Below are 21,441 nucleotides of genomic sequence, written 5' to 3' on the forward strand. Positions count from 1 at the left end.
GGCCCTAAGGGCGGGGCAGGGCTGTGCGGGGTTTGGCGGCGGCGCGTGGACGACGGGTGACGGCCGCGCGCCGCCGGCGTGCGCCCGCCATCAGCTGGCGGCTGCGCAGTGCCATCTCGATCTCGAAGCGGGTCCGCGGGTCGCGGAGGCGGGCCCCGAACAGCTTCTCGAGCTGACGCATCCGGTAGCGCACCGTCTGCGGATGGATGCTGAGCGCCTTGGCCACCTCCGGAGCCCCCATGCCGCCGAGCCAGGCCAGCAGGGTGGCTTCCAGGCGCTCGCACCGCTCCGGCGTCAGTTTCGCGAGCGGGCTCAGGTGCCGGGCGATCAGTGTGCGGGACAGCGACTCGTCCTGGAGGAGAAGGAGCGACGAGAGGTGGTCGTCGACGAACACCACGCCGGCTTCCGGGCCGTCGTGCGGGGACGCCAGATCCAGCAGCCGGGACGCGGAGCGCACGGACGCGGCCGCGTCGTGCGGCGGTACCGCATGGCCGACCACGGCGGCGCGATGGCGCAGCACCCCCTTCAGCCGGGCCCGTCCGCTCTTGCCGTCGGCGAGCTGGGCGGGGATCAGCAGGCCCGGTGCTTCGCCCGGTGCGCTGACCAGACAGTCGCCCAGCGCGGACGCCACGAGGTGGATGTCGGTGTCGGTGCGCAGCATGACCGCGCGCACCTTGTCGGGCAGCGGCCGGCCGCCCCGTAGTACCTCCTCGATCACACGTGTGACCTGCTCATGACCGCCGTGCTCGATGACTTCCCGGAAGCCTGGGTTGCGATCGCAAAGTGTTTGCGCGATCAGTTCGGTCAGGATCGCGAGTTGGTCGTCTTCGCTGTTGGCCTGGATGCCGCGTTGCGGTAAGGCGTCTTTGAGGGCTTCGCTCACCATTCTGCCTCTGTTTCATCGCGCGGGAAGCTGGTCCGGCCTGTTGTACCGCACCTGGCACGTGCCGTCGGCAGCTGACAGAACTCGTTCAGAAGTCCTTACGGATTCCGTCGGAAGTACTTCCGCTTTGCGACAGAAACTGTGTGAGATGCGGCGCCACAAGAGCGTACCCCCAGGTTCCGGTTGGAAGGAATCGTGGTGCTCGCACGAAGAAATGGTGATGCTGGGGCCAAGGTGACTGACCCGGAAGGTCCTGGACGGGGCGTCAGGCCGAAGGTCCTGGTTACGCTGGTGGGCCGTTCGGTCCCGATGAACGCGAGGTGAACGAGTGGTGTCCGGACCCGTGCACACCGCCTCCTGGCTGCGATAGGACTGGTGAATGTGAAGATCCTCATCTCCGCGGACATGGAGGGTGCCACCGGCGTGACCTGGCCCGCCGATGTGCTGCCCGGCACCCCTCAATGGGAGCGCTGCCGCCATATGTTCACGTCCGACGTCAATGCGGCGATTGCCGGATTCTTCGACGGCGGGGCCGACGACGTACTGGTCAACGAGGCGCACTGGACGATGCGCAATCTGCTGCTGGAACAGCTCGATGAGCGGGCGCAGATGCTCACCGGGCGGCACAAATCGCTCAGCATGGTCGAGGGCGTGCAGCACGGCGACGTCGACGGCATCGCCTTCGTCGGCTACCACACCGGGGCGGGCACCGAAGGCGTCCTCGCCCACACCTACCTCGCCAACACCCTCACCGGCGTCTGGGTCGACGGCACCCGGGCGAGCGAGGGCTATCTCAACTCCCTGGTGGTCGCCGAGTACGGCGTACCGGTGGTGCTGGTCACCGGCGACGACCGCACCTGCCAGGACGCGCTGGGCTACGCCCCGCAGGCACCCGGCGTGGCGGTCAAGGACTATGTGTCGCGCTATGCGGCGGTATGCCGGCCGCCGGCCCGCACGGCAGCCGAGATCCGGGCCGCGGCCCGCAAGGGGGCAGCGCTGGCGGTGCGTCATGAACCGTCCCGGCGCGGGCCGTTCCGGTTCGAGTTGGAGTTCGACGCCGAGCATCTGGTGGGCGCGGCGACCTGTGTGCCCGGCGTGGAGCGCTCCGGGGAGCGCCGCGTCGCGTATACCGGTCAGGACATGTACGAAGCCATCCGGTGCTTCAAGGCGGTCACCACCGTCGTGTCGTCCGCCGTGGAGGAACAATATGGCTGAGCGTGACAGCGCCGGGGAGCCGGCAGCCGGGCAGGCCGCCGGCGTGGACCGGCAGGCGCTCGACGAGGTGGTGCGGTTCACCTCCGAGCTGATCCGGATCGACACCAGCAACGCCGGCGACGGCGCCTGCCGGGAGCGCCCGGCCGCCGAGTACGTCGCCGAGCGGCTGGCCGAGGCCGGGCTGACGCCGACCCTGCTGGAACGCAGCAAGGGCCGCACGAATGTGGTCGCCCGTATCGACGGCACGGATCCCGGGGCCGACGCCCTGCTGGTGCACGGTCATCTGGACGTGGTCCCCGCCGAACCCGCCGACTGGAGCGTGCACCCCTTCTCCGGGGAGGTCCGCGACGGCGTGGTCTGGGGCCGGGGCGCCATCGACATGAAGAACATGGACGCGATGATGCTCGCCGCCGTACGGCAGTGGGCCCGCAGCGGAGTGCGGCCGCGGCGGGACATCGTGCTGGCGTTCACCGCCGACGAGGAGGCCAGCGCCGAGGACGGCTCGGGCTTCCTCGCCGACCGGCACGCCGGGCTCTTCGAGGGCTGCACCGAGGGCATCAGCGAGTCCGGAGCCTTCACCTTCCACGCGGGCAGCGGGATGCGGCTGTACCCGGTCGCGGCGGGGGAGCGCGGCACGGCCTGGCTGAAGCTGACGGCCCGGGGCCGGGCGGGGCACGGCTCGAAGGTCAACCGCGACAACGCCGTCAGCCGGCTGGCCGCGGCCGTGGCCCGGATCGGCGCGCACGAGTGGCCGGTCCGGCTCACCCCGACCGTGCGGGCCGCACTGCGCGAACTCGCCGCGCTGCACGGCATCGAGGTGGATGTCGACGCGCCGCGTTTTGAGGTCGATGCGCTGCTGGGCAAGCTCGGACCGGCCGCCAAGCTGGTCGAGCCGACCGTCCGCAACAGCGCCAACCCGACGATGCTGTCGGCCGGTTACAAGGTCAATGTGATCCCGGGATCCGCCGTCGCCCAGGTGGACGGCCGGGTCGTTCCCGGCGGCGAGGCGGAGTTCCGTACGACCATGGACGAGCTCACCGGGCCCGATGTGAGCTGGGACTACCAGCATCGCGAGGTCGCGCTCCAGGCTCCGGTCGACTCCCCGTCCTTTGCCGCGATGCGGGCGGCGATCGAGCGCTTCGACCCGGACGGCCATGTCGTGCCGTACTGCATGTCCGGCGGCACGGACGCCAAGCAGTTCTCCCGGCTGGGCATCACCGGCTATGGTTTCTCGCCGCTCAAACTGCCTGAGGGGTTCGACTACCAGGCGCTCTTCCACGGCGTGGACGAGCGTGTGCCGGTCGAAGGACTGCACTTCGGCGTCCGGGTGCTCGATCACTTCCTGCGCACGGTCTGACCGACCGGCCGGCGCCGCGCGCCGACCGGTGGAGGAGAGGAACTGCCCATGGTGACCACGGCTCCTTACGGCAGCTGGGCGTCCCCGATAGATGCCCGCACGGTCGCCGCGCACGACGGCCGGCCCGCCTTCGTCGGCGTGGTCGGCGACGAGGTGTGGTGGACGGAGCCGCGGCCCTCCGAGGGCGGCCGGCGGGCGCTGGTGCGGCTGCGGCCGGACGGCGCCGAGGAGTCGGTGCTGCCCGCACCCTGGAACGTCCGCAGCCGGGTGCTGGAGTACGGCGGCCAGCCCTGGGCCGGCACCGTCACCGAGCACGGACCGCTGGTCGTCTTCAGCAACTTCGCCGACCAGCGGCTGTACGCCTACGCACCGGACAGCGACGAGGCCCCGCGCCCGCTCACCCCGCACTCCGGCGTCGGTGCCGGGCTGCGCTGGGCCGACCCGGTGCTGCGCCCGGAGCTCGGTGAGGTCTGGTGCGTCCTGGAGGAGTTCACGGGTGACCGGCCGACCGAGGTGCGCCGGGTGATCGCGGCCGTGCCGCTCGACGGCTCGGCGGCCGAACACCGCGCTTCCGTACGGGAGTTGACCGATGACCGGCACCGTTTCGTGACCGGTCCGCGGATCTCGGCCGACGGACGGCGGGCCGCGTGGATCGCCTGGGACCACCCCCGGATGCCCTGGGAGGGCACGCTGGCGATGGTGGCCCGGATCACCGGCAAGGGCGAGTTCGAGGACATCCGGCCGCTCGTCGGCGACCTCGGCACCCCCGCGCCGCAGGGCGGTGCGGCCGGTGAGTCCGTGGCGCAGATCGAGTGGGCGGCCGACGGCTCGCTGCTGTTCGTCTCCGACGTCAGCGGCTGGTGGGAGGTGCAGCGCATCGACCCTGACGCGGCGGACGACGGTGTGGTGGCGAGCCGCGGCCTGTGCCCGGCCCGGCAGGAGGAGTTCGGCGGGCCGCTGTGGAACGTCGGGCAGCGCTGGTTCCTGCCCCTGGAGAACGGCACCCTCGCGGTGATCCACGGCCGCGGCTCCACCACCCTGGGCATCCTCGACCCGGTGAGCGGTGAACTCGTCGACTCCGCGGGCCCCTGGACGGAATGGGCACCCACCCTCGCCGTACACGGCAGCCGCGTCCTCGGCATCGCGGCCGGCCCGCACAGCTCGTACGAGATCGTCGAGCTGGACACCTGCACCGGACGCGCCCGGGGGATCGCCGGCCGGCATGCCGACGTCGTGGACCCGGCCTACTACCCCCGGCCGCGGAGCCGTACCTTCACCGGCCCCGACGGGCGGGACATCCACGCCCACCTCTATCCGCCGCACAGCCCCGACCACCGGGCCCCCGACGGCGAGCTGCCGCCCTACGTGGTGTGGGCGCACGGCGGCCCCACCAGCCATGCCCCGCTGGTGCTCGACCTGGAGATCGCCTACTTCACGTCCCGGGGCATCGGCGTCGCCGAGGTCAACTACGGGGGCTCGACGGGCTACGGCCGTGCGTACCGCGAGCGGCTGCGCGGCCAGTGGGGCGTGGTGGACGTCGAGGACTGCGCGGCCGTTGCCCGGGCGCTGGCCGACGAGGGCACCGCCGACCGCGCGCGGCTGGCCATCCGCGGCGGCAGCGCCGGCGGCTGGACCGCCGCCGCCTCGCTGACCGCCACCGACCTCTACGCCTGCGGCACCATCAGCTATCCGATCCTGGACCTGACCGGCTGGGCCACCGGCGAGACCCATGACTTCGAGTCGCGGTATCTGGATTCGCTGGTCGGTCCGCTCGCGGAGGTGCCCGACCGCTACCGCGAGCGCTCGCCGCTGCATCGTGCGGACCGTATCGCCGCGCCGTTCCTGCTGCTCCAGGGCCTGGACGATGTGATCTGCCCGCCGGCGCAGTGCGAGCGGTTCCTCGCCGAGGTCGCCGGGCGCGGCATGCCGCACGCCTATCTGGCCTTCGCCGGGGAGGGGCACGGCTTCCGCAGGGAAGAGACCATCGTGCGCGCCGTGGAGGCCGAACTCTCCCTCTACGTGCAGACCTTCGGCCTCACCCGCAGCGATGTCCCGGCGCTGGAGCTGCGCGGATGACGTCCGGGGAGCCGGTGCGGCCGCCGCGGCTGCGGCCCGGTGACCGGGTGGCGGTGGTGGCACCCAGCGGTCCCCTCGTGCCGGAGCGGCTGGATCGCGGGCTGGACGTCCTGCGCGGCTGGGATCTCGACCCCGTCGCCGCGCCGCATGCCAGGGACACCCACGCCACTCTGGGATATCTGGCGGCCTCCGACGAGGAGCGGGCCCGCGACCTCCAGGAGGCGTGGTGCGATCCCTCCGTCAAGGCGGTGTTCGCGGCCCGCGGCGGCTACGGCGCCCAGCGGATGGTCGACCTGCTGGACTGGGACGCCCTCCGGGCCGCGGCCCCCAAACCGCTGGTCGGCTTCAGCGATGTGACGGTGCTGCACGAGGCGTTCGCGGTGCGCGCCGGGGTGTCCACCCTGCACGGGCCGGCCGTCGCGGGGGAGGTCTTCCTCAAGGACGACGCCACCCGCGAGCATCTGCGGCGCACCCTCTTCGCACCGGAGACCGTCCGCACCCTGGCCCCGCCGTCCGCCCGGCCGCTGGTGCCGGGGAGGGCCCGCGGGGTCACCCTCGGCGGCTGTCTGGCCATGCTCGCCACCGAGTTGGGCACCCCGCAGGCCAGGCGCGGCGCGGCGGGCGGCCTGCTGCTTCTGGAGGACGTCGGGGAGTCGCCGTACCGCATCGACCGGGCGCTCACCCAACTCCTGCGCACCGGCTGGCTGGACGGCGTCGCCGGGATCGTCCTCGGCTCCTGGGCCCGCTGCGGGCCCTATGAGCGGGTGCGGGAGGTGCTGGTGGACCGGCTGGGCGGGCTCGGGGTACCGGTGGCCGAGGAGTTCGGCTTCGGGCACGGCGACTCCGCGCTGACCATGCCGCTGGGCGTCCCCGCGGAGCTGGACGCGACGGCCGGCACGCTGACCTTCGAGGCACCGGCGACGCGGTGAGCGCCGGCTGACCTGTGCGCTGATGCGCCATCAAGCGCCTTGATCTCAGGGCCCGGTGGAGCACTCGTTCCGCTGCAACCGCTCAGGGGACAGCGCTGAACTGACGTCCTAACAACGACCCGCGTCGGGAGCGTTGACATGCCATGACGCGTGTCACAGCATGAGCGCGCCGCTACCGACTGGTTGGTACGACGTGTGTGGAGGTCTTCGTGCCCAGCGTGTCCCGAGGAGTGTCCCGTGGCGATTCCCGCCCCGTGCTCCGCAGGTCCCTCGCCGTGCTGGCCGGCTCCGCCCTCGCCGCCCCCCTCGTACTGACCGTCCCCGCGACCGCCGCCGCCGACCCGTACACCGTCACCGCACTGAAGGTCACAGTCCGGGCCGGTGCACGCAAGTGCACGCTCGACACGGACGTCTACCGCCCGGCCGGCGCCGACGCCGCCCACCCCGCGCCCGCCGTGCTGACCACCAACGGCTTCGGCGGCAACAAGGCGGACGGCCCGACCGACGCCCTCGCCAAGGCCTTCGCCGCCCGCGGCTATGTGGCACTGGCCTACTCCGGGCTCGGGTTCGGCAAGACCGGCTGCCCGATCTCCCTCGACGACCCCAGGATCGACGGCCGGGCGGCAAGCGGGCTGGTCGACCTGCTGGCGGGTACCCGTACGGCCGACAACGGGACGCGTATCGACTACGTCACCAAGGACGGGACCGGCGATCCGCGGGTCGGCATGATCGGCGGGTCCTACGGCGGGGCGGTCCAGCTGGCCACCGCCTCCGCCGACCACCGTCTCGACGCGCTGGTCCCGCTCATCACCTGGAACGACCTCTCCTACTCCCTCGACCCCAACAACGCGGGACGTACGCGGGGTGTCACCGGGCCGCTGCCCGGTGCGTACAAGTGGCAGTGGACGAACGGGTTCTTTCTGATCGGCGAGGCGCAGGGGCTGCTGCATCCGAACCTCGACCCGTCGAGGACCGGCGGCGCCGGCTGTCTGCACTTCGTCGCGCAGGCCTGCGACACCAAGCGGCTGCTGGATTCCGGCAAATACCCGGCCGGCCGGACCGACGCGGTACTCCGCTATGCGCGCAGTGTCTCCCCGGTCTCGTACCTGGCGTCGGTCAAGGCGCCGACCCTGCTCGTCCAGGGCGAGGACGACAGTCTGTTCAACCTCAACGAGGCCGCCGCCACCTATCGGACCCTGGCCGCACAGGGCACCCCGGCCAAGATGATCTGGCAGGCCTGGGGCCACAGCGGCGGGATGAAGAAGCCCGCGAAGGGTGAACTCGACCTGGCGCAGGGCAATCTGGACACCAGCTATGTCGGGCGGCGGATCCTTGCGTGGTTCGACCGGTATCTGCACCACCGGACGGCGACCGGCACCGGCCCGGCCTTCGCGTACTACCGGGACTGGGTGAGCGACGGGCCCGCCTATGCCGCCTCCCGCGCCTTCCCGGCGGGCGGCAGCCTGCGCCTGTACCTCTCCGGCGACGGCACACTCGTCGGCCGTCGCGGCGAGGTGGCGCGCGGCAGCCGGGAGTACCGCAATCTGCGGACGGCCACCAGCCACTCCGAGAGTTCGCTGGCCGGGCTGCTCGGCCTGCCGGACGCGGCGCCGTACGACGCCAGGGGCACCTACCTGGACTGGACATCGAAGCCGGTGGCGGGCGGGCCGGTGGATGTGGTCGGTGCGCCCAGGGTGACGCTGAAGGTCTCCTCACCGCGGGCCGAGCAGGCGCAGAACTCCTCGGACGCGGCCGACAAACTGGTGCTCTTCGCCAAGCTCTACGACGTCGCGCCGGACGGCAGGAAGACGCTGGTGCACCGTTTGGTGGCCCCGGCCCGGGTGCCCGATGTGACCCGGAGGTTCACCGTGGAACTGCCGGGCATCGTGCACCGTTACGAGCCGGGGCACCGACTGCGCTTCGTCATCGCCGCGAGCGACGATGCCTATGCGGGCAATCGAGGGGTGAAGCCGGTGACGGTCTCCAGCGCGCCCGGGGACACCGGGGTGCTCGAACTGCCCGTCACACAAGGGATGTTGCGGTAGCGGATGGGGTGGATGCCGTAGGGACAAGTGGGTGGGCGGAAGGTGCCGGGCGCGCCGCGGTGCCGGGTGTCGGCCGGGGCCGCGCGCGTCAGCCGGGTCGTCCGCGAGGGTGGTGGCTCAGTCGTCCGTGACCGTGATGGCCTGCACGGGGCAGGCGCGGGCGGCCTCCCGCACCAGCGGGTCGCCCGCACCGTCCTCGCGGCCGGGCAGCAGGGCGCTGAAGCCGTCGTCGTCCTGGGTGAACACTCCCGGCGCGGTCAGGGCGCACTGGCCGGCGCCGATACAGATGTCGGTGTCGATCGTGATCCGCATCCCGGACCCCTTTCCTTCGTCTGCCGTCATGGCTGCTACCAGGCCAGCGGCAGTTCGATCATTCCTTGCAGGGTGTCGCCCGGCTTGAAGGGGACCTCGGCGGCCGGTACGGCGAGCCGCAGGTCCGGGATCCGGGTGAACAGCGAGCGCAGCGCGATCTCCATTTCCGCCCGGGCGAGGTTCTGCCCCAGGCACTGGTGGATCCCGAAGCCGAACGCGATGTGGTGGCGCGCGGAACGGTCGAGGTCCAGTTGGTCCGGCGACGGATACGTGGCCTCGTCCCGGTTGATCAGGGAGGTGGGGAACAGGACACCGTCGTCGGCGCGGATGAGCTGTCCGCCGATCTCGATGTCCTCCTTCGCCACCCGCAGCATGCCGTCCGCGATGGACAGGAACCGCAGCAGCTCCTCCACGGCGGTCGGCATAAGGCTCTCCTCGGCCTTCAGCTGTGCCAGCTGCTCGGGGTGTTCGAGCAGCGTGAAGGTGCCGAGCGAGATCATGTTGGCGGTGGTCTCATGGCCGGCCACCAACAGGATCATGACGAGCCGGACCAGGTCCTCGTGGGCGAGGGCGCCGGTCCGCAGCCGCTCCTCGATCAGTTCGTCCAGCAGCCCGTCGCCCGGGTTCTTCTCCTTGTGGGCGATCAGCTCGGTGAAGTACTCCTCCAGCTTGATCCGGGCATCCTTGGCCTCCTCGGCCGTACGGCTGCGCAGCAGGCGGCGGGATTCGCCCTCGAAGAACTCGTGGTCGGAGTACGGGACGCCGAGCAGCGAGCAGATCACCATCGAGGGGACCGGCAGCGCGAACGCGGAGACCAGCTCGGCGGGCGGGCCCTCGGCCAGCATCCGGTCGAGCAGCTCGTCGACGATCCGCTGGATGTCGGGCCGCAGCGCGGCGACCCGCTTCACGCTGAAGCTGGGGATCAGCATCCGGCGCTGGGTGTTGTGCTCCGGGTCGTCGACCCCGATCAGTGGTGTCCTGACCTGAGTGATCGACGCGAAGCGCTCGAACGGCATCGGGAAGGCCGGGTTCTGCCGGTCGGAGGAGAGCCGCTGGTCGCTCAGCAGCGCCCGCGCCTCGCTGTGGCCGGTTACGGCCCACACCTTACGGCCGTCGTAGAGCGCGACATGGTTCAGCGGCCCGGTCTCCCGCAGCGGCTGATAGCCGGCGGGCGGGTGGTAGGGACAGGTGCGGTCCTGGAAGTAGGAGATCGCTTCGGTCACGGCATTCCTCCCGTACGAGAAGCTCAACGCGGGGGTCGAGCTGCTCGGGTGTGAGATGTCAATGCTGATGCGCGCCGTGTTCGGCGCGCTGATCTCACCTCATGCCTCGGATGCCGGGCACGTCTACGCGCAGTTCGGCCAACTTCGCTCAGATTCGCTCATTATCGGAACCTTCACCTCCGTTCAGCGGCCGTACGAGGGTCTCGATCACCCCGTCCAGATAGCGGTCGCGTGCGGCGTCGGCCGGCAGGCTCTCCGGGATGGCGTGCCCGAGCTGGGTGTGCCCGAGGTAGGCGGTGTACGCGAGCAGGCCGCGGCGCCGGGCCTCGTCCTCGGGGAAGCCCAGCTCCGTGAAGAGCGCGGCGACATAGCCGATCCGCCGGGCGGTCACCCGGGCGAGCGCGGCGGCCACCCGCGGATGCGCCGCGGTCGCCAGCAGGGAGACGTCCAGCGGGTCGGCGGCCGACCGGTCCGTGGCCCGCACGAGCAGTCCGCGCAGCCGCTCGCCGGGGTCGGGCTCGGCCTCCGCTTCGGCGATCACGGCTTCCGTGCAGGTCTCTTCCCAGCGCTCCAGCGCGGCCTCGATCAGCGCGTCCCGGTTGGCGAAGTGCCAGTAGAAGCTGCCCTTGGTGGTGCCCAGCCGGGCGGCGAGCGGTTCGACGGCCACCGCGGCGAGCCCGCCCTCGCCCATGGCCGCCAGCGCGGCCTCGGCCCAGTCCTGGGCGGTCAGCCGCTGCCGTGTGCCGCTGTCGCGGAGTGCCTTCGCTCGCTGTGGGGCCATATCCATACGGTACCGTACGGTCAAACATACGCCACCGTATGGAGGTGCCCTGTGCGTGCCGTCAGTGCCGTCAGTACCGTCCGGGATGTCCATGCCCGCACCGTCCCCGCCCCGGCCGCGGCCGTCGGGGCCCTGCTCGACCGGCTCGGCGGCGCGGGCGATCCGCTCTTTCCCACGCCCGTCTGGCCGCCGATGCGCTTCGACCGCCCGCTGGGCGTGGGCGCCGACGGCGGGCACGGCTTCATCCGCTACCGCGTCGCCGCATACGAGCCGGGCCGCCGTATCCGCTTCCGCTTCACCGGCGGGGAGAGCGGATGGCACGAGGTCACCGTGCGGCCGCTGGATCCCGGCAGCTGCCGGGTGGAACACGTGCTGGAGAGCCGACTCCCGCTCCTCCGGAGGCTGCTGTGGTCACTGGGCATCCGGGCCGTGCACGGCACGGTCGTGGAGGAGCTCTTCGACAACATCGAACGGGCCGCCACCGGCCGGGCGCCGGCCCCGGTCCGCCGGCCGGCCCGGGTACGCCTGCTCCACCGTCTGCTCTGGGACCGGCCCCGCGCCGTCCCCCTCCCCGCCGCGGCCCGGCTGGCACACAGCGCCTTCCCGCATACCGACTTCCAGGACGCCTGGCAGCTGGAGCTGCGGCCCGGCATGCCGCAGGAACCGGCGGCCTGGCAGGGCGTGCTGCGCGGGGCGGCCTTCCCCGTCCTCGGGCGCACGGACCAGGAGATCCTGCTCGGCGCGGACGCCCGTCACCTGGACTTCCGCGCCTCGGTCCATGTCGCGGACGGCCGGGTCACGCTCGGCACGGTCGTCCGCATCCACCGCACGGCCGGCCGCCTCTACTTCGCCGTCGTACGCCGTGTCCACCCCTTCATGGCCCGCATGATGCTGCGCCGTTTCCACCGCAGTCTGGCGCTCGCCGCACCGAGCGCGGGGGAACGGGAGCTCGCGCGGGGGTGACCCGGAGCCCGTGCCACACTGCCCGAATGGGGCAACGGCACGGCGGTGGAGCCAACGGCGGTACGGACCTGGCCTGGGCGGCCCTCGGCGGCGACCCGGCCCTGACGGAGCGGATCACTTTCGGCGGTCCTCCCGGTCTGCTGCCGGCCCGGCTCCCGGCGATGTCGCTGGCCCGGTCCACGGTCGCGGTCTGTGCGCTCGCCGCGGCCGAACTGGCCGCCCGGCGCAACGGCGGTCCGGTGCCTGCCGTACGCGTCGACGACGGCGCGGTGGCCACCGCCTTCCTCAGCGAACGCCATCTGCGCATCGACGGCCGCGCCTGCTCGTCCTTCGCCCCGCTCTCCCGTTTCTGGCGCACCGCCGACGGCTGGGTACGGACCCACGCCAACTACCCGCACCACCGCGCCCGGTTGCTGCACGCACTGGACCTCCCCGAGACCGCCGAAGCACCCGACGTCGGGACCGTGCTGGCCGGCCGCCGGGCCGCCGACATCGAGGAGACGGTCTGTGCCGCGGGCGGACTGGCCGTCGTCGCCCGCACACCGGGGGAGTGGGACGCCCACCCGCAGGGCGCCGCCGTGGCCGCCCACCCGCTGCTGACCCTCGACGCCCTGGACGCCGGAGCCCCGACCCGCCGGCTGCCGCCGCTCGCCGGCCCGCCGACGCTGCCGGCCGCCGGGCTGCGGGTGCTGCCGGCCGCCGGGCTGCGGGTGCTCGATCTGACCCGGGTGATCGCCGGGCCGGTCGCCACCCGCACGCTGGCGCTGCTCGGTGCGGACGTCCTGCGCATCGACGCCCCCCAGCTGCCGGAGAGTCAGGACGCCCACAGCGACACCGGCTTCGGCAAGCGCTCCGCCGCCCTCGACCTCGGCTCGTCCGCCGGCCGTGCGACCTTCGAGGAGTTGCTGACCCGCGCGGACGTCGTGGTGACCGGCTACCGTCCGGGCGCACTCGACCGCTTCGGCCTCACCCCCGAGGCGCTGGCCGCACGCCGCCCGGGGCTGGTGGTGGCCCGGCTCTCCGCCTGGGGCGACGACGGCCCGTGGGGCGGGCGGCGCGGATTCGACAGCCTGGTGCAGGTGGCCACCGGGATCGCCGCCGTCGAAGCGGACGCGGGCTCTGCATCCGGGGACTCAGAACAGAGCAGAGGCGGAGCGCAGCGCAGCGGCACCCCCGGCGCGCTGCCCGCCCAGGCGCTCGACCACGGCACCGGCTATCTGCTGGCCGCGGCGGTGTTCCGCGCCCTGACCGAACAGTCCCGTACGGGCGGCTCGTTCCTCGCCACCCTCGCCCTCGCCCGCACCGCGCGCTGGCTGATGCACGGCCTGGGGGCCGACGGCGAGCCGCACGCCGGACCCGAGGGGCACGGCCACGTGGCGCAGGCGCCCGGCGCCGACTCCTACGACCCCGCAGCGCACCTCCGGGAGACCGACAGCCCCCTCGGCCGGCTCCGCCACGCCCTCCCGCCCGTCTCCTTCGACGGCGCACCGGCCACCTGGGCGGCCCCGCCCGGCCGCTGCGGCACGGATGCGGCGGTCTGGCGGTAGGCCCCGGCCTGCGGGCCGCGGGCCGGGGAGTGGTCAAAACGCTGGTCCGCCGCCGTCCCCCTCCGTACGATCCTCCGGTGACGATCAACGACCGCTACCTCGCACAGGGCCCGCGGGTGGGCATCCGCCACTTCACCGCCGCCGACCGGGAGGAGTTCACCGCGCTGGCACGGGAGAGCGCGGAGCTGCACCGCCCGTGGCTCTTCCCGCCGGCCGACGCCGCCGCCTATGACACCTATCTGCGCAGGCTCCAGGAGCCGCTGCGCGAAGGGTTCTTGATCTGCGAGCTCGCCGACGGCCGGATCGCCGGCTATCTCACGATCAACAACATCGTGCACGGCGCGTTCTGCTGCGGCGCGATCGGCTACGGCGCTTTCGCGCACGCCGCCGGCCGCGGACTGATGAGCGAGGGGCTCCGGCTCGTCCTGCACCACGCCTTCGAGGAGATGGGGCTGCACCGGCTGGAGGTGAATGTCCAGCCGGCCAACGAGCTGTCGATCGCCCTGGTCAAGCGGGCGGGGTTCCGGCTGGAGGGGTTCTCCCCGGACTTCCTCTTCATCGACGGCGCCTGGCGCGATCACGAGCGCTGGGCGATCACTGCCGAGATGGTCGCCGGGAAAACGGTGTGATTCCCTGTCGTCATGGACATCGTCTTCGAGCGCACCGTACCGGTCTTCCGGATCTTCGATGTGGCCAAGGCCCATGAGTTCTACGTCGACTACCTCGGCTGCGCGGTCGACTGGGAGCACCGCTTCGAGCCCGGTATGCCGCTCTACACCCAGGTCTCGCGCGGTGACCTCGTGCTGCATCTGTCGGAACACCATGGCGACGCGACGCCCGGCTCCACGCTCTACACGGAGCTGAGCGGGGTGCGCGCCCTGCACGCCGAACTGGCCGGCAAGGACTATCCGTATCTGCGGCCCGGTCTGGAGCAGGACGAGATCGGGACCTCGCTGACCCTGACCGACCCTTTCGGCAACCGCCTGCGCTTCAACGAGCCGGGCACCTCCGCGCAGCCGTCCGACGGGCTCGCTAACGGGACTTGCGGTTGATCTTCATGGTGTCCATGTCGGTGACCGTGGACCGCAGCTCCCGGTAGCCGAGGCCGGCGGCCTTCAGCGCGCTCTCCGCCTTGTCCTCGGCGAGCGCGGCGGCCATCTCCTCGCCGTCCGCCGCGTCCGAGACGATGACGTAGCGGAAGCTGAAGGAGTGCAGCGTGCGCTCGTACGCCAGCGAGCCCTCGGGCGTGAACTGCATCTGCGCCAGACCGTGGTCGTCCGCCTCGGCGAGCAGCTTGTCCCGTGACGGTGCCGTGAGGCTGTCCCACTTGCCGCGGACGATGACTCGGTAGGTGTGCTGGGCCGTCATGGGGTGTGGTCTTCCGTTCTGCCGTGTGCCGGTGAGCCGAAGTGACAGGCTATTTCGGCAGATGTTTCAAGGCCTCCCCTTTTCCGGTGCGGCTGTGTGACGATCTCCGTATGCGCCGGACCGTGCTGATCGATGCCCCCTCCAACCTGGGACTGCGGCCGCCCGCGCCCGGCACCGTCCCCGGCTGCTACAAACTCGCGGGCGCGCTGCGCGAGCAGGGGCTGCTGCGGCGGCTGGGTGCGCTGGAGGGCGGTGTGGTGGTGCCGCCCCGCTACGACCGCGGGGAGTGGCGGGAGGGCGACGGAGTCTTCCACGCCACCGCCCTCGCTGCCTATACGGGCAAGCTCGCGACGCGCGTCGAACGGCACGTCCGCAGTGGCGACTTCCCGGTGGTGCTGGGAGGGGATTGCAGCATTCTGCTCGGGGTGGTGCTCGCGCTGCGGCGGCTGGGGCGCTACGGCGTGGCCTACCTCGACGGCCACGGCGACTTCCGGCACCCGGGCAATGTGGCGGTGTCCGGCCCGGTCGGTGCCGCGGCCGGGGAGGGCCTGGCGCAGATCACCGGGCGGGGGCAGACGGATCTCACCGACATCGAGGGGCTGCGTCCGTACGTCCGCGACGAGGATCTGCGCGCGCTGGGCCTGCGGGACGCGGACGAGGACCAGGAGGAGTTGACCGCCCTCGGCATCGGCCATGTCCCGGTCGGGGAGATCCGGCGGCGCGGCCCGGAGGCCGTGGCCCGCGACGTGCTCACCCACTTCGCGAGCCTGCCGCTCGACGGCTTCTGGATCCATCTCGACGCGGATGTCCTCGACCCGTCCGTCATGCCGGCCGTCGACAGCCCCGACCCGGGCGGTCTGCTGACCGACGAACTCCGCGCCCTGCTGGCCCCGTTGGCCGCCTCGCCGCGCTGTGTCGGTGTCAACGTCACCATCTACGACCCGGACCGCGACCCCGAAGGCACCGGCGCGGTGCTGCTCGCCGGCCTCCTTGAGGACCTTTTTGCGCAACCCTGACCTCACCGGGCCGTAAGAAGCCCTGTTCAGACCGGCGGCCACGCGGTTCCATGGTCAACAGGAGGCCGCCGCAGCCGAGGTGGCCCGGTCCAGCATTGCGAGGCAGCCGTGGCCACGAGAGTGCGACGCACCACCCTGACCCTCCCCGCCGCCCCCCTCGGCTCCGACAACCCCCTCCCCGCCCTCCGCGGCGGCCAGGACCTGCACCGCATCGAGATCCCCCAGGACGCCGGCCTGCCCGCCGACATGGCCCGGCAGATCGGGTATGCGCCGCTGCGCTCGCTCCTGCCGGCCCGGATGCGCGACGGCTACGGGCGCACCCGCCGCACCACCGACCTCGACGCGCTGGTCATCGAGAACGACCGGCTGCGCGCCACCGTCCTGCCCGGTCTCGGCGGCCGGGTCCACTCCCTGCACCACAAGCCCACCGACCGTGAACTGCTCTACCGCAACCCGGTGTGGCAGCCCGCGGCCTTCGCGCTCAACGGCGCCTGGTTCTCCGGCGGCATCGAATGGAACATCGGCGCCACCGGCCACACCACCCTCTCCTGCGCCCCGCTGCACGCCGCCCGTGTCCCGGCGCCGGACGGCGGGGAGATGCTGCGGCTGTGGGAGTGGGAGCGGCTGCGCGACCTGCCCTTCCAGGTGGACCTGTGGCTGCCCGACGGCTCCGACTTCCTGCACGTGGGCGTCCGGATCCGCAATCCGCACCACCACACCGTGCCGGTCTACTGGTGGTCCAACACCGCCGTGCCCGAGGACGCGCACACCCGTGTCCTGGCCCCCGCCGAGGAGGCCTGGCACTTCGGCTACGAACGGACCCTGCGCCGCGTCCCGGTACCGCACTCCGACGGCGCCGACCGGACCTATCCGCTGCGCAGCGAATTCCCCGCCGACTACTTCTACGCGGTGCCCGACGGCGCCCGCCGCTGGATCGCCTCCCTCGACGCGGACGGCCGCGGCCTGGTGCAGACCTCCACCGACACGCTGCGCGGCCGCAAGCTCTTCCTGTGGGGCGCGGGGCGGGCCGGGCGGCGCTGGCAGCAGTGGCTCACCGAGCCCGGCACCGATGGCTATGCCGAGATCCAGGCGGGTCTGGCCCGTACACAGCTGGAGCACGTACCGCTGGACGCCGGCGGCGAGTTCAGCTGGCTGGAGGCGTACGGGCCGCTGGAGACCGACCCCGCGGCGGTGCACGGCGCGGACTGGGGAGCGGCCCGGGAGGAGGCCGCGGCCCGGCTGGCGGCGGTACTGCCGCGCGCGGAGGTCGATGCCGCCTATGCCGCCTGGCTGCCGTACGCCGACCACGAACCGAAGGAGTCGCTGGCCACCGGCTCCGGATGGGGCGCGCTGGAGGCCGCCCGCGCGGGACTGGACCTGCCCGGTACGCCGTTCGACGCGGCCACGCTGGGCGCGGAGCAGGAGCCCTGGCTGACGCTGCTCGGAACCGGGGACCTGCCGGCTGCCCGCCCCGTCCCCGGACCCGCGCTGGTCGCGCCGGCCTGGCGCGATCTGCTGGAGTCCGCGCGGCCGGGCCCGGCCACCGACTACCACCTGGGACTCGCCCAGTGGCATGCCGGCGACCGTGCGCAGGCGGTCCGCAGCTGGGAGCGTGCGCTCGGGCAGGACGGCGGCTGTCTGCCGCTGTACTGCCTGGCCGTCGCCGAATCGGTGGCCGGGGAAACGGGACGCGCCGCCGACCGCTATGCGCTGGCCTGCGCCGAAGCGGCACGGGCGGCAGCGGCCCCGGACCCGGCGGCCAGGGACTGGCGGGCGGTGCTGCCCGCGCTCGCCCGGGAGGCGGTGCCCGCGCTGCTCGCGGCCGGCCGTACCGACGAGGCGGCGCAGCTGCTCGCGGGCCTGCGGCAGACCGATCAGGACGACGGCCGCTTCCGGTTGCTGACCGCACAGGTGCTGCTCGCCCAGGGCCGGCCGGCCGCGGCCCGCGAGATCTTCGATGCGGGCTTCGAGGTCGCCGGTCTGCGGGAGGGCGACGAGGTGCTCGGCGACACCTGGTACGCCATCGCCGAGCGGCTGGTCGCGGGCGGCGGACCGGTCACCGAACAGGTCCGTGCCGAGGCCCGGTCGGGGCATCCGCTCCCGGAGCGGTACGACTACCGGATGCGGCCGGTGTAGCGGGCGGCACCCGCCGTCACCCAGCGGCTCGGCCGCCCGCCGTCACCCCAGCGGCTTGTCGAGCACCGCCTTGGTGTGGCTGAAGGTGTCGAGGGAGTACTCGCCGTGGTAGCGGCCCATCCCGCTCTCGCCGACCCCGCCGAACGGCAGGCCGGGCGCGGTGAGATGGGCGACCGGCAGCCCGAAGGTGAGCGCGCCCGAGGAGGTCTCGGTCAGCAGCCGGTGCTTGGTGGCGTCGGAGGAGGTGAACGCGTAGAGCGCCAGCGGCTTGTCGCGCCCGTTGATGAAGGCGATCGCCGCATCCAGGTCGGGCACCGGCACGATCGGCAGGACCGGGCCGAAGATCTCCTCCTGCATCACCGGTGCGTCGGGGGTGACGTCGGCGAGGACGGTCGGGGCGAGGTAGCGGGTGGCGCGGTCGTGGGCGCCGCCGATGACCGTGCGGCCGCTGCCGAGGAGGGCGGTCACCCGGTCGAAGTGCCGCTCGTTGACGATCCGTCCGTACTCGTCCGCGCCGGCCGGATCGGCTCCGTAGGCCTCGCGCACCGCCTCGGCGAGGTGCGGCTCGATGGCGTGCGCGGTGTCGCCGATGGCCAGGACGTAGTCGGGCGCCACACAGGTCTGGCCGGCGTTGAGGAACTTGCCGGTCACGATCCGCCGGGCGGCCGCGGCCAGATCCGTACCCGGGTCGAGGACGACGGGGCTCTTGCCGCCCAGCTCCAGGGTGACCGGCGTCAGATGCCGCGCGGCGGCCGTCATGACGATCCGGCCGACGGCGCCGTTGCCGGTGTAGAAGATGTGGTCGAAGCGCTCGGCCAGCAGGGCGGTGGTCTCCGGGACGGCGCCCTCGACGACGGCCACCGCGTCGCCGTCCAGATAGCGCGGCAGCAGCCGGGCCATGGCGGCCGAGGTCGCGGGGGCGAGTTCGCTGGGCTTGACGACGGCGCAGTTGCCCGCGGCCAGCGCGCCGACGAGCGGGGCGAGCGCCAGTTGCAGCGGATAGTTCCAGGGCGCGATCACCAGGACGACGCCGAGCGGTTCGCGGACGACCTGGGCGGTCGCCGGGAGCAGCCGGTCGGGCAGCTCGGCGGGCCGGGGCGCCAGCCAGTCGTCGAGATGGGCGAGGGTGTGGTCGATCTCGTGGACGGTGAAGCCGATCTCGGTGCGGTAGGCCTCCTCGGGGCCTTTGCCGAGGTCGGCGGCGAGTGCGGTGAGCAGCTCGTCGCTGTGGTCGGTGAGCAGGCTGCGCAGCGCGGTGAGCTGGCCGCGCCGCCAGTCGGGGGCGGCGGTACGGCGGGTGGCGAAGGTGCGGCGGAGCCTGCCGACGACAGCGGCGCCGTCCAGGTCGGGGGCGGGGGTGTGCGAGGCCATGGCAGCGACGCTACACGAAACGAAAACATTTCGTTTCGTAATCCTGCCGGTAGACTCCGGCCGTGGCCGAACGCACCGAGAGCAACCAGCCCGCATCCGCCGAACGGCCGCCCGCCCGCGGCCGCCCGCGGGACGCCCGACGCGACCGGGCACTCCTGGAGGCGACCGTGGCCGTCCTCCAGGACAGCGGCTACGGCGGGCTCACCACCGCGGCCGTCGCCAAGCGCGCCGGGGTCTCCACCGCGACCCTCTACCGCCGCTGGCGCTCCAAGGAGGATCTGGTCGTCGGCACCGCCGTCCGCTGGGCGAGCGACCTCGGCCCCCAGCCGGACACCGGCAGCCTCGAAGGCGACCTCGCCGTCCTGCTCCGGGACAAGGCCGGCACCATGGAGGGCCCCGGCGGCCGGCTGCTGCACGTCCTCATCGGCGAGGCCGCGCACAACGAGGCGCTGGCCCGCGTCCTGGACACCGCGATCATCCAGCCGGTCCGCGACCGGGCCGCCGCCGTGGTGCGCCGCGCGGTCGCCCGCGGCGACATCCCGCCGCTCCAGGACGCACATGTGCTGGCCGACCTGGTCGTCGGCTCGATGGTCAGCCGCCTCTTCCTGACGCCGGACGCGGCACACTCCGGCAGCACGGACGGCCCCTCGTCCGGTGAGGCGGCGATCCGCGAGCTCCTCCCGTTCCTGCTGCGCGCCCTGGGGGCACAACCCGGCTGAGCGTCCGGCACCGCCGGCCGGCCGCCGTGCGCCTCGTACGCCATTGCGGTGACCGTGCGCCCGACCGTGGAATGAACCCCGGCCGTCACACGTTGTAGCGGATCATGAAGGCAATCATCGCAAACAGCTACGGCGGCCCCGACGTCCTCGAATACACCGACAGCCCCGAACCGAAGGTGGGCCCGGACTCGTTCCTGATCCGGGTCAAGGCGGCCGGGGTCAATCCCGTGGACTGGAAGATCGTCGCGGGTTATCTGGACCCGATGATGGACGTGCACTTCCCGCTCATTCCCGGATGGGACGTGGCGGGCGTGGTCGAGGCCGTGGGCGCGGACGCCACCGAGTACGAGGTCGGCGACGAGGTCATCGGCTATGTCCGCAAGGACGAGGTGCAGCACGGCACCTACGCCGAACTGGTCGCCGCGCCGGTCCGGACCCTGGCGCGCAAGCCCGCCTCGCTCAGCTGGCAGCAGGCCGCCGGGCTCCCGCTCGCCGGGCTGACCGCCTATCAGGCGCTCAAGCGGGTCGGCACGAAGGCCGGTGAGACCGTCCTGGTGCACGCCGCCGCGGGTGGTGTCGGCTCGCTCGCCGTCCAGATCGCGGTGGCGCAGGGGGCCCGCGTCATCGGTACGGCCAGCGAGCGCAACCACGAGTTCCTGCGGTCCCTCGGCGCGGAGCCGGTCACTTACGGCGACGGTCTGGCCGACCGGGTGCGGGCACTGGCGCCCGAAGGCGTCGACGCGGCCGTGGACTTCGTCGGCGGTGGCGTCGTGGAGGTCTCGCAGGAGCTGCTCAAGGACCGCGGCCGGGTGGCGTCCATCGCCGACGGCGAGGTCAAGAGCAAGGGCGGCCACATGGTGTGGGTGCGCCCCGACACCGACGATCTGACCGCGCTCGGCGCCCTCGCGGACGCCGGGAAGCTGACCGTGCCGGTCGAGGTGATCCTCCCGCTGCGCGAGGCCGCCGAGGCGTTCCGGCGGAGCATGGCCGGGCGGACCCGCGGCAAGATCGTCCTTGAAGTGTCCTGACGAGGCGGTCCGCACGCACCGGAAGCAGGACGGGGAGGCTTAGGCCTCCCCGTCCTGCTTCCGGTCGACGTACTCGAAGACCGAACCGTCCGGGTGGCGGGCCACCAGATTGCGGCCGATCGGCGTCGGCAGGGGACCGGCGATGATGTCCGCGCCGACCGCCGTCAGATCGGCCACCGCGTCGTCCACATCTTTGACGGCGATGGTCGCCGTGATCTTCCGCAGCACCGACAACTCCGCCTCGGGGCCGCTCATCAGGAAGAATGGCCCGACGGCCGCGACCGACACCCCGCCGCGCTGGAAGCGGATCGCCTCCGCGCCCGTCAGCCGTTCGTAGACGCCGATCGCGGCACTGAGATCACCGACGCACACCCGCAATGAGGTCCCCAGAATGTCCATATGGACAAGCCTAGTTGGACGCCCTGCCGGTTCGCGATCAGTTGGCCGTGATCAGTCCGCACCCCGTCGCGTC

Annotated in this window: 21 protein-coding genes; 14 read left to right on the forward strand and 7 right to left on the reverse strand. The window is 72.6% G+C overall.

Annotated elements, in window-relative coordinates:
• Window positions 1-4: 4 nt before the first annotated feature.
• Window positions 5-718: a helix-turn-helix domain-containing protein gene (locus M8I34_RS39350; RefSeq protein ID WP_250057897.1), complete on the reverse strand. Its 714-nt coding sequence runs from the start codon at window positions 716-718 to the stop codon at window positions 5-7.
• A 15-nt stretch (window positions 719-733) separates the two neighbouring features.
• Here M8I34_RS39350 and M8I34_RS41530 point away from each other — a divergent pair, with 15 nt between their 5' ends.
• The 6 genes from M8I34_RS41530 (at window position 734) to M8I34_RS39375 (ending at window position 8,505) form a co-directional block, all read left to right on the forward strand.
• Window positions 734-859, forward strand: a complete 126-nt coding sequence (locus M8I34_RS41530) for a hypothetical protein (protein WP_284051326.1) — start codon at window positions 734-736, stop codon at window positions 857-859.
• 405 nt (window positions 860-1,264) lie between these two features.
• A complete protein-coding gene (locus M8I34_RS39355) occupies window positions 1,265-2,098 on the forward strand; it encodes a M55 family metallopeptidase (RefSeq protein WP_250057917.1) in 834 nt (277 codons plus the stop codon).
• Window positions 2,091-3,455, forward strand: a complete 1,365-nt coding sequence (locus tag M8I34_RS39360) for a M20/M25/M40 family metallo-hydrolase (protein ID WP_250057898.1) — start codon at window positions 2,091-2,093, stop codon at window positions 3,453-3,455. Before M8I34_RS39355 ends, M8I34_RS39360 begins: the two co-directional genes overlap by 8 nt.
• Before the next feature lie 48 nt (window positions 3,456-3,503).
• Window positions 3,504-5,531, forward strand: a complete 2,028-nt coding sequence (locus M8I34_RS39365) for a prolyl oligopeptidase family serine peptidase (protein WP_250057899.1) — start codon at window positions 3,504-3,506, stop codon at window positions 5,529-5,531.
• Entirely contained in the window at window positions 5,528-6,460 is a 933-nt protein-coding gene (locus M8I34_RS39370) for an LD-carboxypeptidase (protein ID WP_250057900.1), read from the forward strand. The genes M8I34_RS39365 and M8I34_RS39370 overlap by 4 nt, the downstream gene beginning before the upstream one ends.
• Window positions 6,461-6,678: 218 nt before the next feature.
• Window positions 6,679-8,505 (forward strand): CocE/NonD family hydrolase, encoded by a 1,827-nt coding sequence (locus M8I34_RS39375; RefSeq protein ID WP_308372787.1) that lies wholly within the window; start codon window positions 6,679-6,681, stop codon window positions 8,503-8,505.
• A gap of 117 nt (window positions 8,506-8,622) precedes the next feature.
• Here the strand turns inward: M8I34_RS39375 and M8I34_RS39380 are convergent, their stop codons facing one another.
• From M8I34_RS39380 to M8I34_RS39390, 3 genes are all read right to left on the reverse strand, one after another.
• Complete coding sequence (locus tag M8I34_RS39380) at window positions 8,623-8,817, reverse strand: ferredoxin (RefSeq protein WP_030984014.1); 195 nt, start codon at window positions 8,815-8,817, stop codon at window positions 8,623-8,625.
• Window positions 8,818-8,852: 35 nt separating this feature from the next.
• Window positions 8,853-10,040, reverse strand: a complete 1,188-nt coding sequence (locus tag M8I34_RS39385; protein ID WP_250057901.1) for a cytochrome P450 — start codon at window positions 10,038-10,040, stop codon at window positions 8,853-8,855.
• 148 nt (window positions 10,041-10,188) lie between these two features.
• Window positions 10,189-10,827 (reverse strand): TetR/AcrR family transcriptional regulator, encoded by a 639-nt coding sequence (locus M8I34_RS39390; protein ID WP_250057902.1) that lies wholly within the window; start codon window positions 10,825-10,827, stop codon window positions 10,189-10,191.
• 45 nt (window positions 10,828-10,872) lie between these two features.
• Here M8I34_RS39390 and M8I34_RS39395 point away from each other — a divergent pair, with 45 nt between their 5' ends.
• From M8I34_RS39395 to M8I34_RS39410, 4 genes are all read left to right on the forward strand, one after another.
• The gene (locus M8I34_RS39395; protein ID WP_250057903.1) at window positions 10,873-11,784 is read left to right on the forward strand and encodes a DUF2867 domain-containing protein; all 912 of its coding nucleotides are present in this window, start codon (window positions 10,873-10,875) and stop codon (window positions 11,782-11,784) included.
• A 26-nt stretch (window positions 11,785-11,810) separates the two neighbouring features.
• Complete coding sequence (locus tag M8I34_RS39400) at window positions 11,811-13,331, forward strand: CoA transferase (protein WP_250057904.1); 1,521 nt, start codon at window positions 11,811-11,813, stop codon at window positions 13,329-13,331.
• Window positions 13,332-13,408: 77 nt separating this feature from the next.
• On the forward strand, window positions 13,409-13,960 hold the full coding sequence (locus M8I34_RS39405; RefSeq protein WP_244417921.1) for a GNAT family N-acetyltransferase: 552 nt from the start codon (window positions 13,409-13,411) through the stop codon (window positions 13,958-13,960).
• A 12-nt stretch (window positions 13,961-13,972) separates the two neighbouring features.
• Window positions 13,973-14,383 carry a glyoxalase superfamily protein gene (locus M8I34_RS39410; protein ID WP_250057905.1) on the forward strand — a complete coding sequence of 137 codons (411 nt, stop codon included), beginning with the start codon at window positions 13,973-13,975 and terminating at the stop codon, window positions 14,381-14,383.
• Here M8I34_RS39410 and M8I34_RS39415 read toward each other — a convergent pair.
• A complete protein-coding gene (locus tag M8I34_RS39415) occupies window positions 14,364-14,699 on the reverse strand; it encodes a DUF6204 family protein (protein ID WP_250057906.1) in 336 nt (111 codons plus the stop codon). The genes M8I34_RS39410 and M8I34_RS39415 overlap by 20 nt on opposite strands.
• Before the next feature lie 110 nt (window positions 14,700-14,809).
• Here M8I34_RS39415 and M8I34_RS39420 point away from each other — a divergent pair, with 110 nt between their 5' ends.
• Together M8I34_RS39420 and M8I34_RS39425 are read left to right on the forward strand one after the other, a co-directional pair.
• Window positions 14,810-15,715, forward strand: a complete 906-nt coding sequence (locus tag M8I34_RS39420; RefSeq protein ID WP_250057907.1) for an arginase family protein — start codon at window positions 14,810-14,812, stop codon at window positions 15,713-15,715.
• A gap of 108 nt (window positions 15,716-15,823) precedes the next feature.
• A complete protein-coding gene (locus M8I34_RS39425) occupies window positions 15,824-17,851 on the forward strand; it encodes a DUF5107 domain-containing protein (protein ID WP_250057908.1) in 2,028 nt (675 codons plus the stop codon).
• Between the two features lie 42 nt (window positions 17,852-17,893).
• Here the strand turns inward: M8I34_RS39425 and M8I34_RS39430 are convergent, their stop codons facing one another.
• Window positions 17,894-19,222 carry an aldehyde dehydrogenase family protein gene (locus tag M8I34_RS39430; protein WP_250057909.1) on the reverse strand — a complete coding sequence of 443 codons (1,329 nt, stop codon included), beginning with the start codon at window positions 19,220-19,222 and terminating at the stop codon, window positions 17,894-17,896.
• Window positions 19,223-19,284: 62 nt separating this feature from the next.
• Between M8I34_RS39430 and M8I34_RS39435 the strand changes: the two genes are divergently transcribed.
• Window positions 19,285-19,941 (forward strand): TetR/AcrR family transcriptional regulator, encoded by a 657-nt coding sequence (locus tag M8I34_RS39435; protein ID WP_250057910.1) that lies wholly within the window; start codon window positions 19,285-19,287, stop codon window positions 19,939-19,941.
• Window positions 19,942-20,045: 104 nt separating this feature from the next.
• Window positions 20,046-20,969: an NADP-dependent oxidoreductase gene (locus M8I34_RS39440; protein ID WP_250057911.1), complete on the forward strand. Its 924-nt coding sequence runs from the start codon at window positions 20,046-20,048 to the stop codon at window positions 20,967-20,969.
• Between the two features lie 39 nt (window positions 20,970-21,008).
• Here the strand turns inward: M8I34_RS39440 and M8I34_RS39445 are convergent, their stop codons facing one another.
• Complete coding sequence (locus M8I34_RS39445) at window positions 21,009-21,368, reverse strand: glyoxalase/bleomycin resistance/dioxygenase family protein (RefSeq protein WP_030087202.1); 360 nt, start codon at window positions 21,366-21,368, stop codon at window positions 21,009-21,011.
• Window positions 21,369-21,441: the final 73 nt, after the last annotated feature.

The organism is Streptomyces sp. MCA2 (assembly GCF_023544705.1).
GTDB lineage: Bacteria > Actinomycetota > Actinomycetes > Streptomycetales > Streptomycetaceae > Streptomyces > Streptomyces decoyicus.

Excerpts from the sequence above, each read along its gene's own strand:
- M8I34_RS41530 (WP_284051326.1), top strand. The coding sequence starts at position 734 with ATGACCGCCGTGCTCGATGACTTCCCGGAAGCCTGGGTTGCGATCGCA.
- M8I34_RS39360 (WP_250057898.1), top strand. The coding sequence starts at position 2,091 with ATGGCTGAGCGTGACAGCGCCGGGGAGCCGGCAGCCGGGCAGGCCGCC.
- M8I34_RS39365 (WP_250057899.1), top strand. The coding sequence starts at position 3,504 with ATGGTGACCACGGCTCCTTACGGCAGCTGGGCGTCCCCGATAGATGCC.
- M8I34_RS39370 (WP_250057900.1), top strand. The coding sequence starts at position 5,528 with ATGACGTCCGGGGAGCCGGTGCGGCCGCCGCGGCTGCGGCCCGGTGAC.
- M8I34_RS39380 (WP_030984014.1), bottom strand. The coding sequence starts at position 8,817 with ATGCGGATCACGATCGACACCGACATCTGTATCGGCGCCGGCCAGTGC.
- M8I34_RS39390 (WP_250057902.1), bottom strand. The coding sequence starts at position 10,827 with ATGGATATGGCCCCACAGCGAGCGAAGGCACTCCGCGACAGCGGCACA.
- M8I34_RS39400 (WP_250057904.1), top strand. The coding sequence starts at position 11,811 with ATGGGGCAACGGCACGGCGGTGGAGCCAACGGCGGTACGGACCTGGCC.
- M8I34_RS39410 (WP_250057905.1), top strand. The coding sequence starts at position 13,973 with ATGGACATCGTCTTCGAGCGCACCGTACCGGTCTTCCGGATCTTCGAT.
- M8I34_RS39415 (WP_250057906.1), bottom strand. The coding sequence starts at position 14,699 with ATGACGGCCCAGCACACCTACCGAGTCATCGTCCGCGGCAAGTGGGAC.
- M8I34_RS39420 (WP_250057907.1), top strand. The coding sequence starts at position 14,810 with ATGCGCCGGACCGTGCTGATCGATGCCCCCTCCAACCTGGGACTGCGG.
- M8I34_RS39430 (WP_250057909.1), bottom strand. The coding sequence starts at position 19,222 with ATGGCCTCGCACACCCCCGCCCCCGACCTGGACGGCGCCGCTGTCGTC.
- M8I34_RS39440 (WP_250057911.1), top strand. The coding sequence starts at position 20,046 with ATGAAGGCAATCATCGCAAACAGCTACGGCGGCCCCGACGTCCTCGAA.
- M8I34_RS39445 (WP_030087202.1), bottom strand. The coding sequence starts at position 21,368 with ATGGACATTCTGGGGACCTCATTGCGGGTGTGCGTCGGTGATCTCAGT.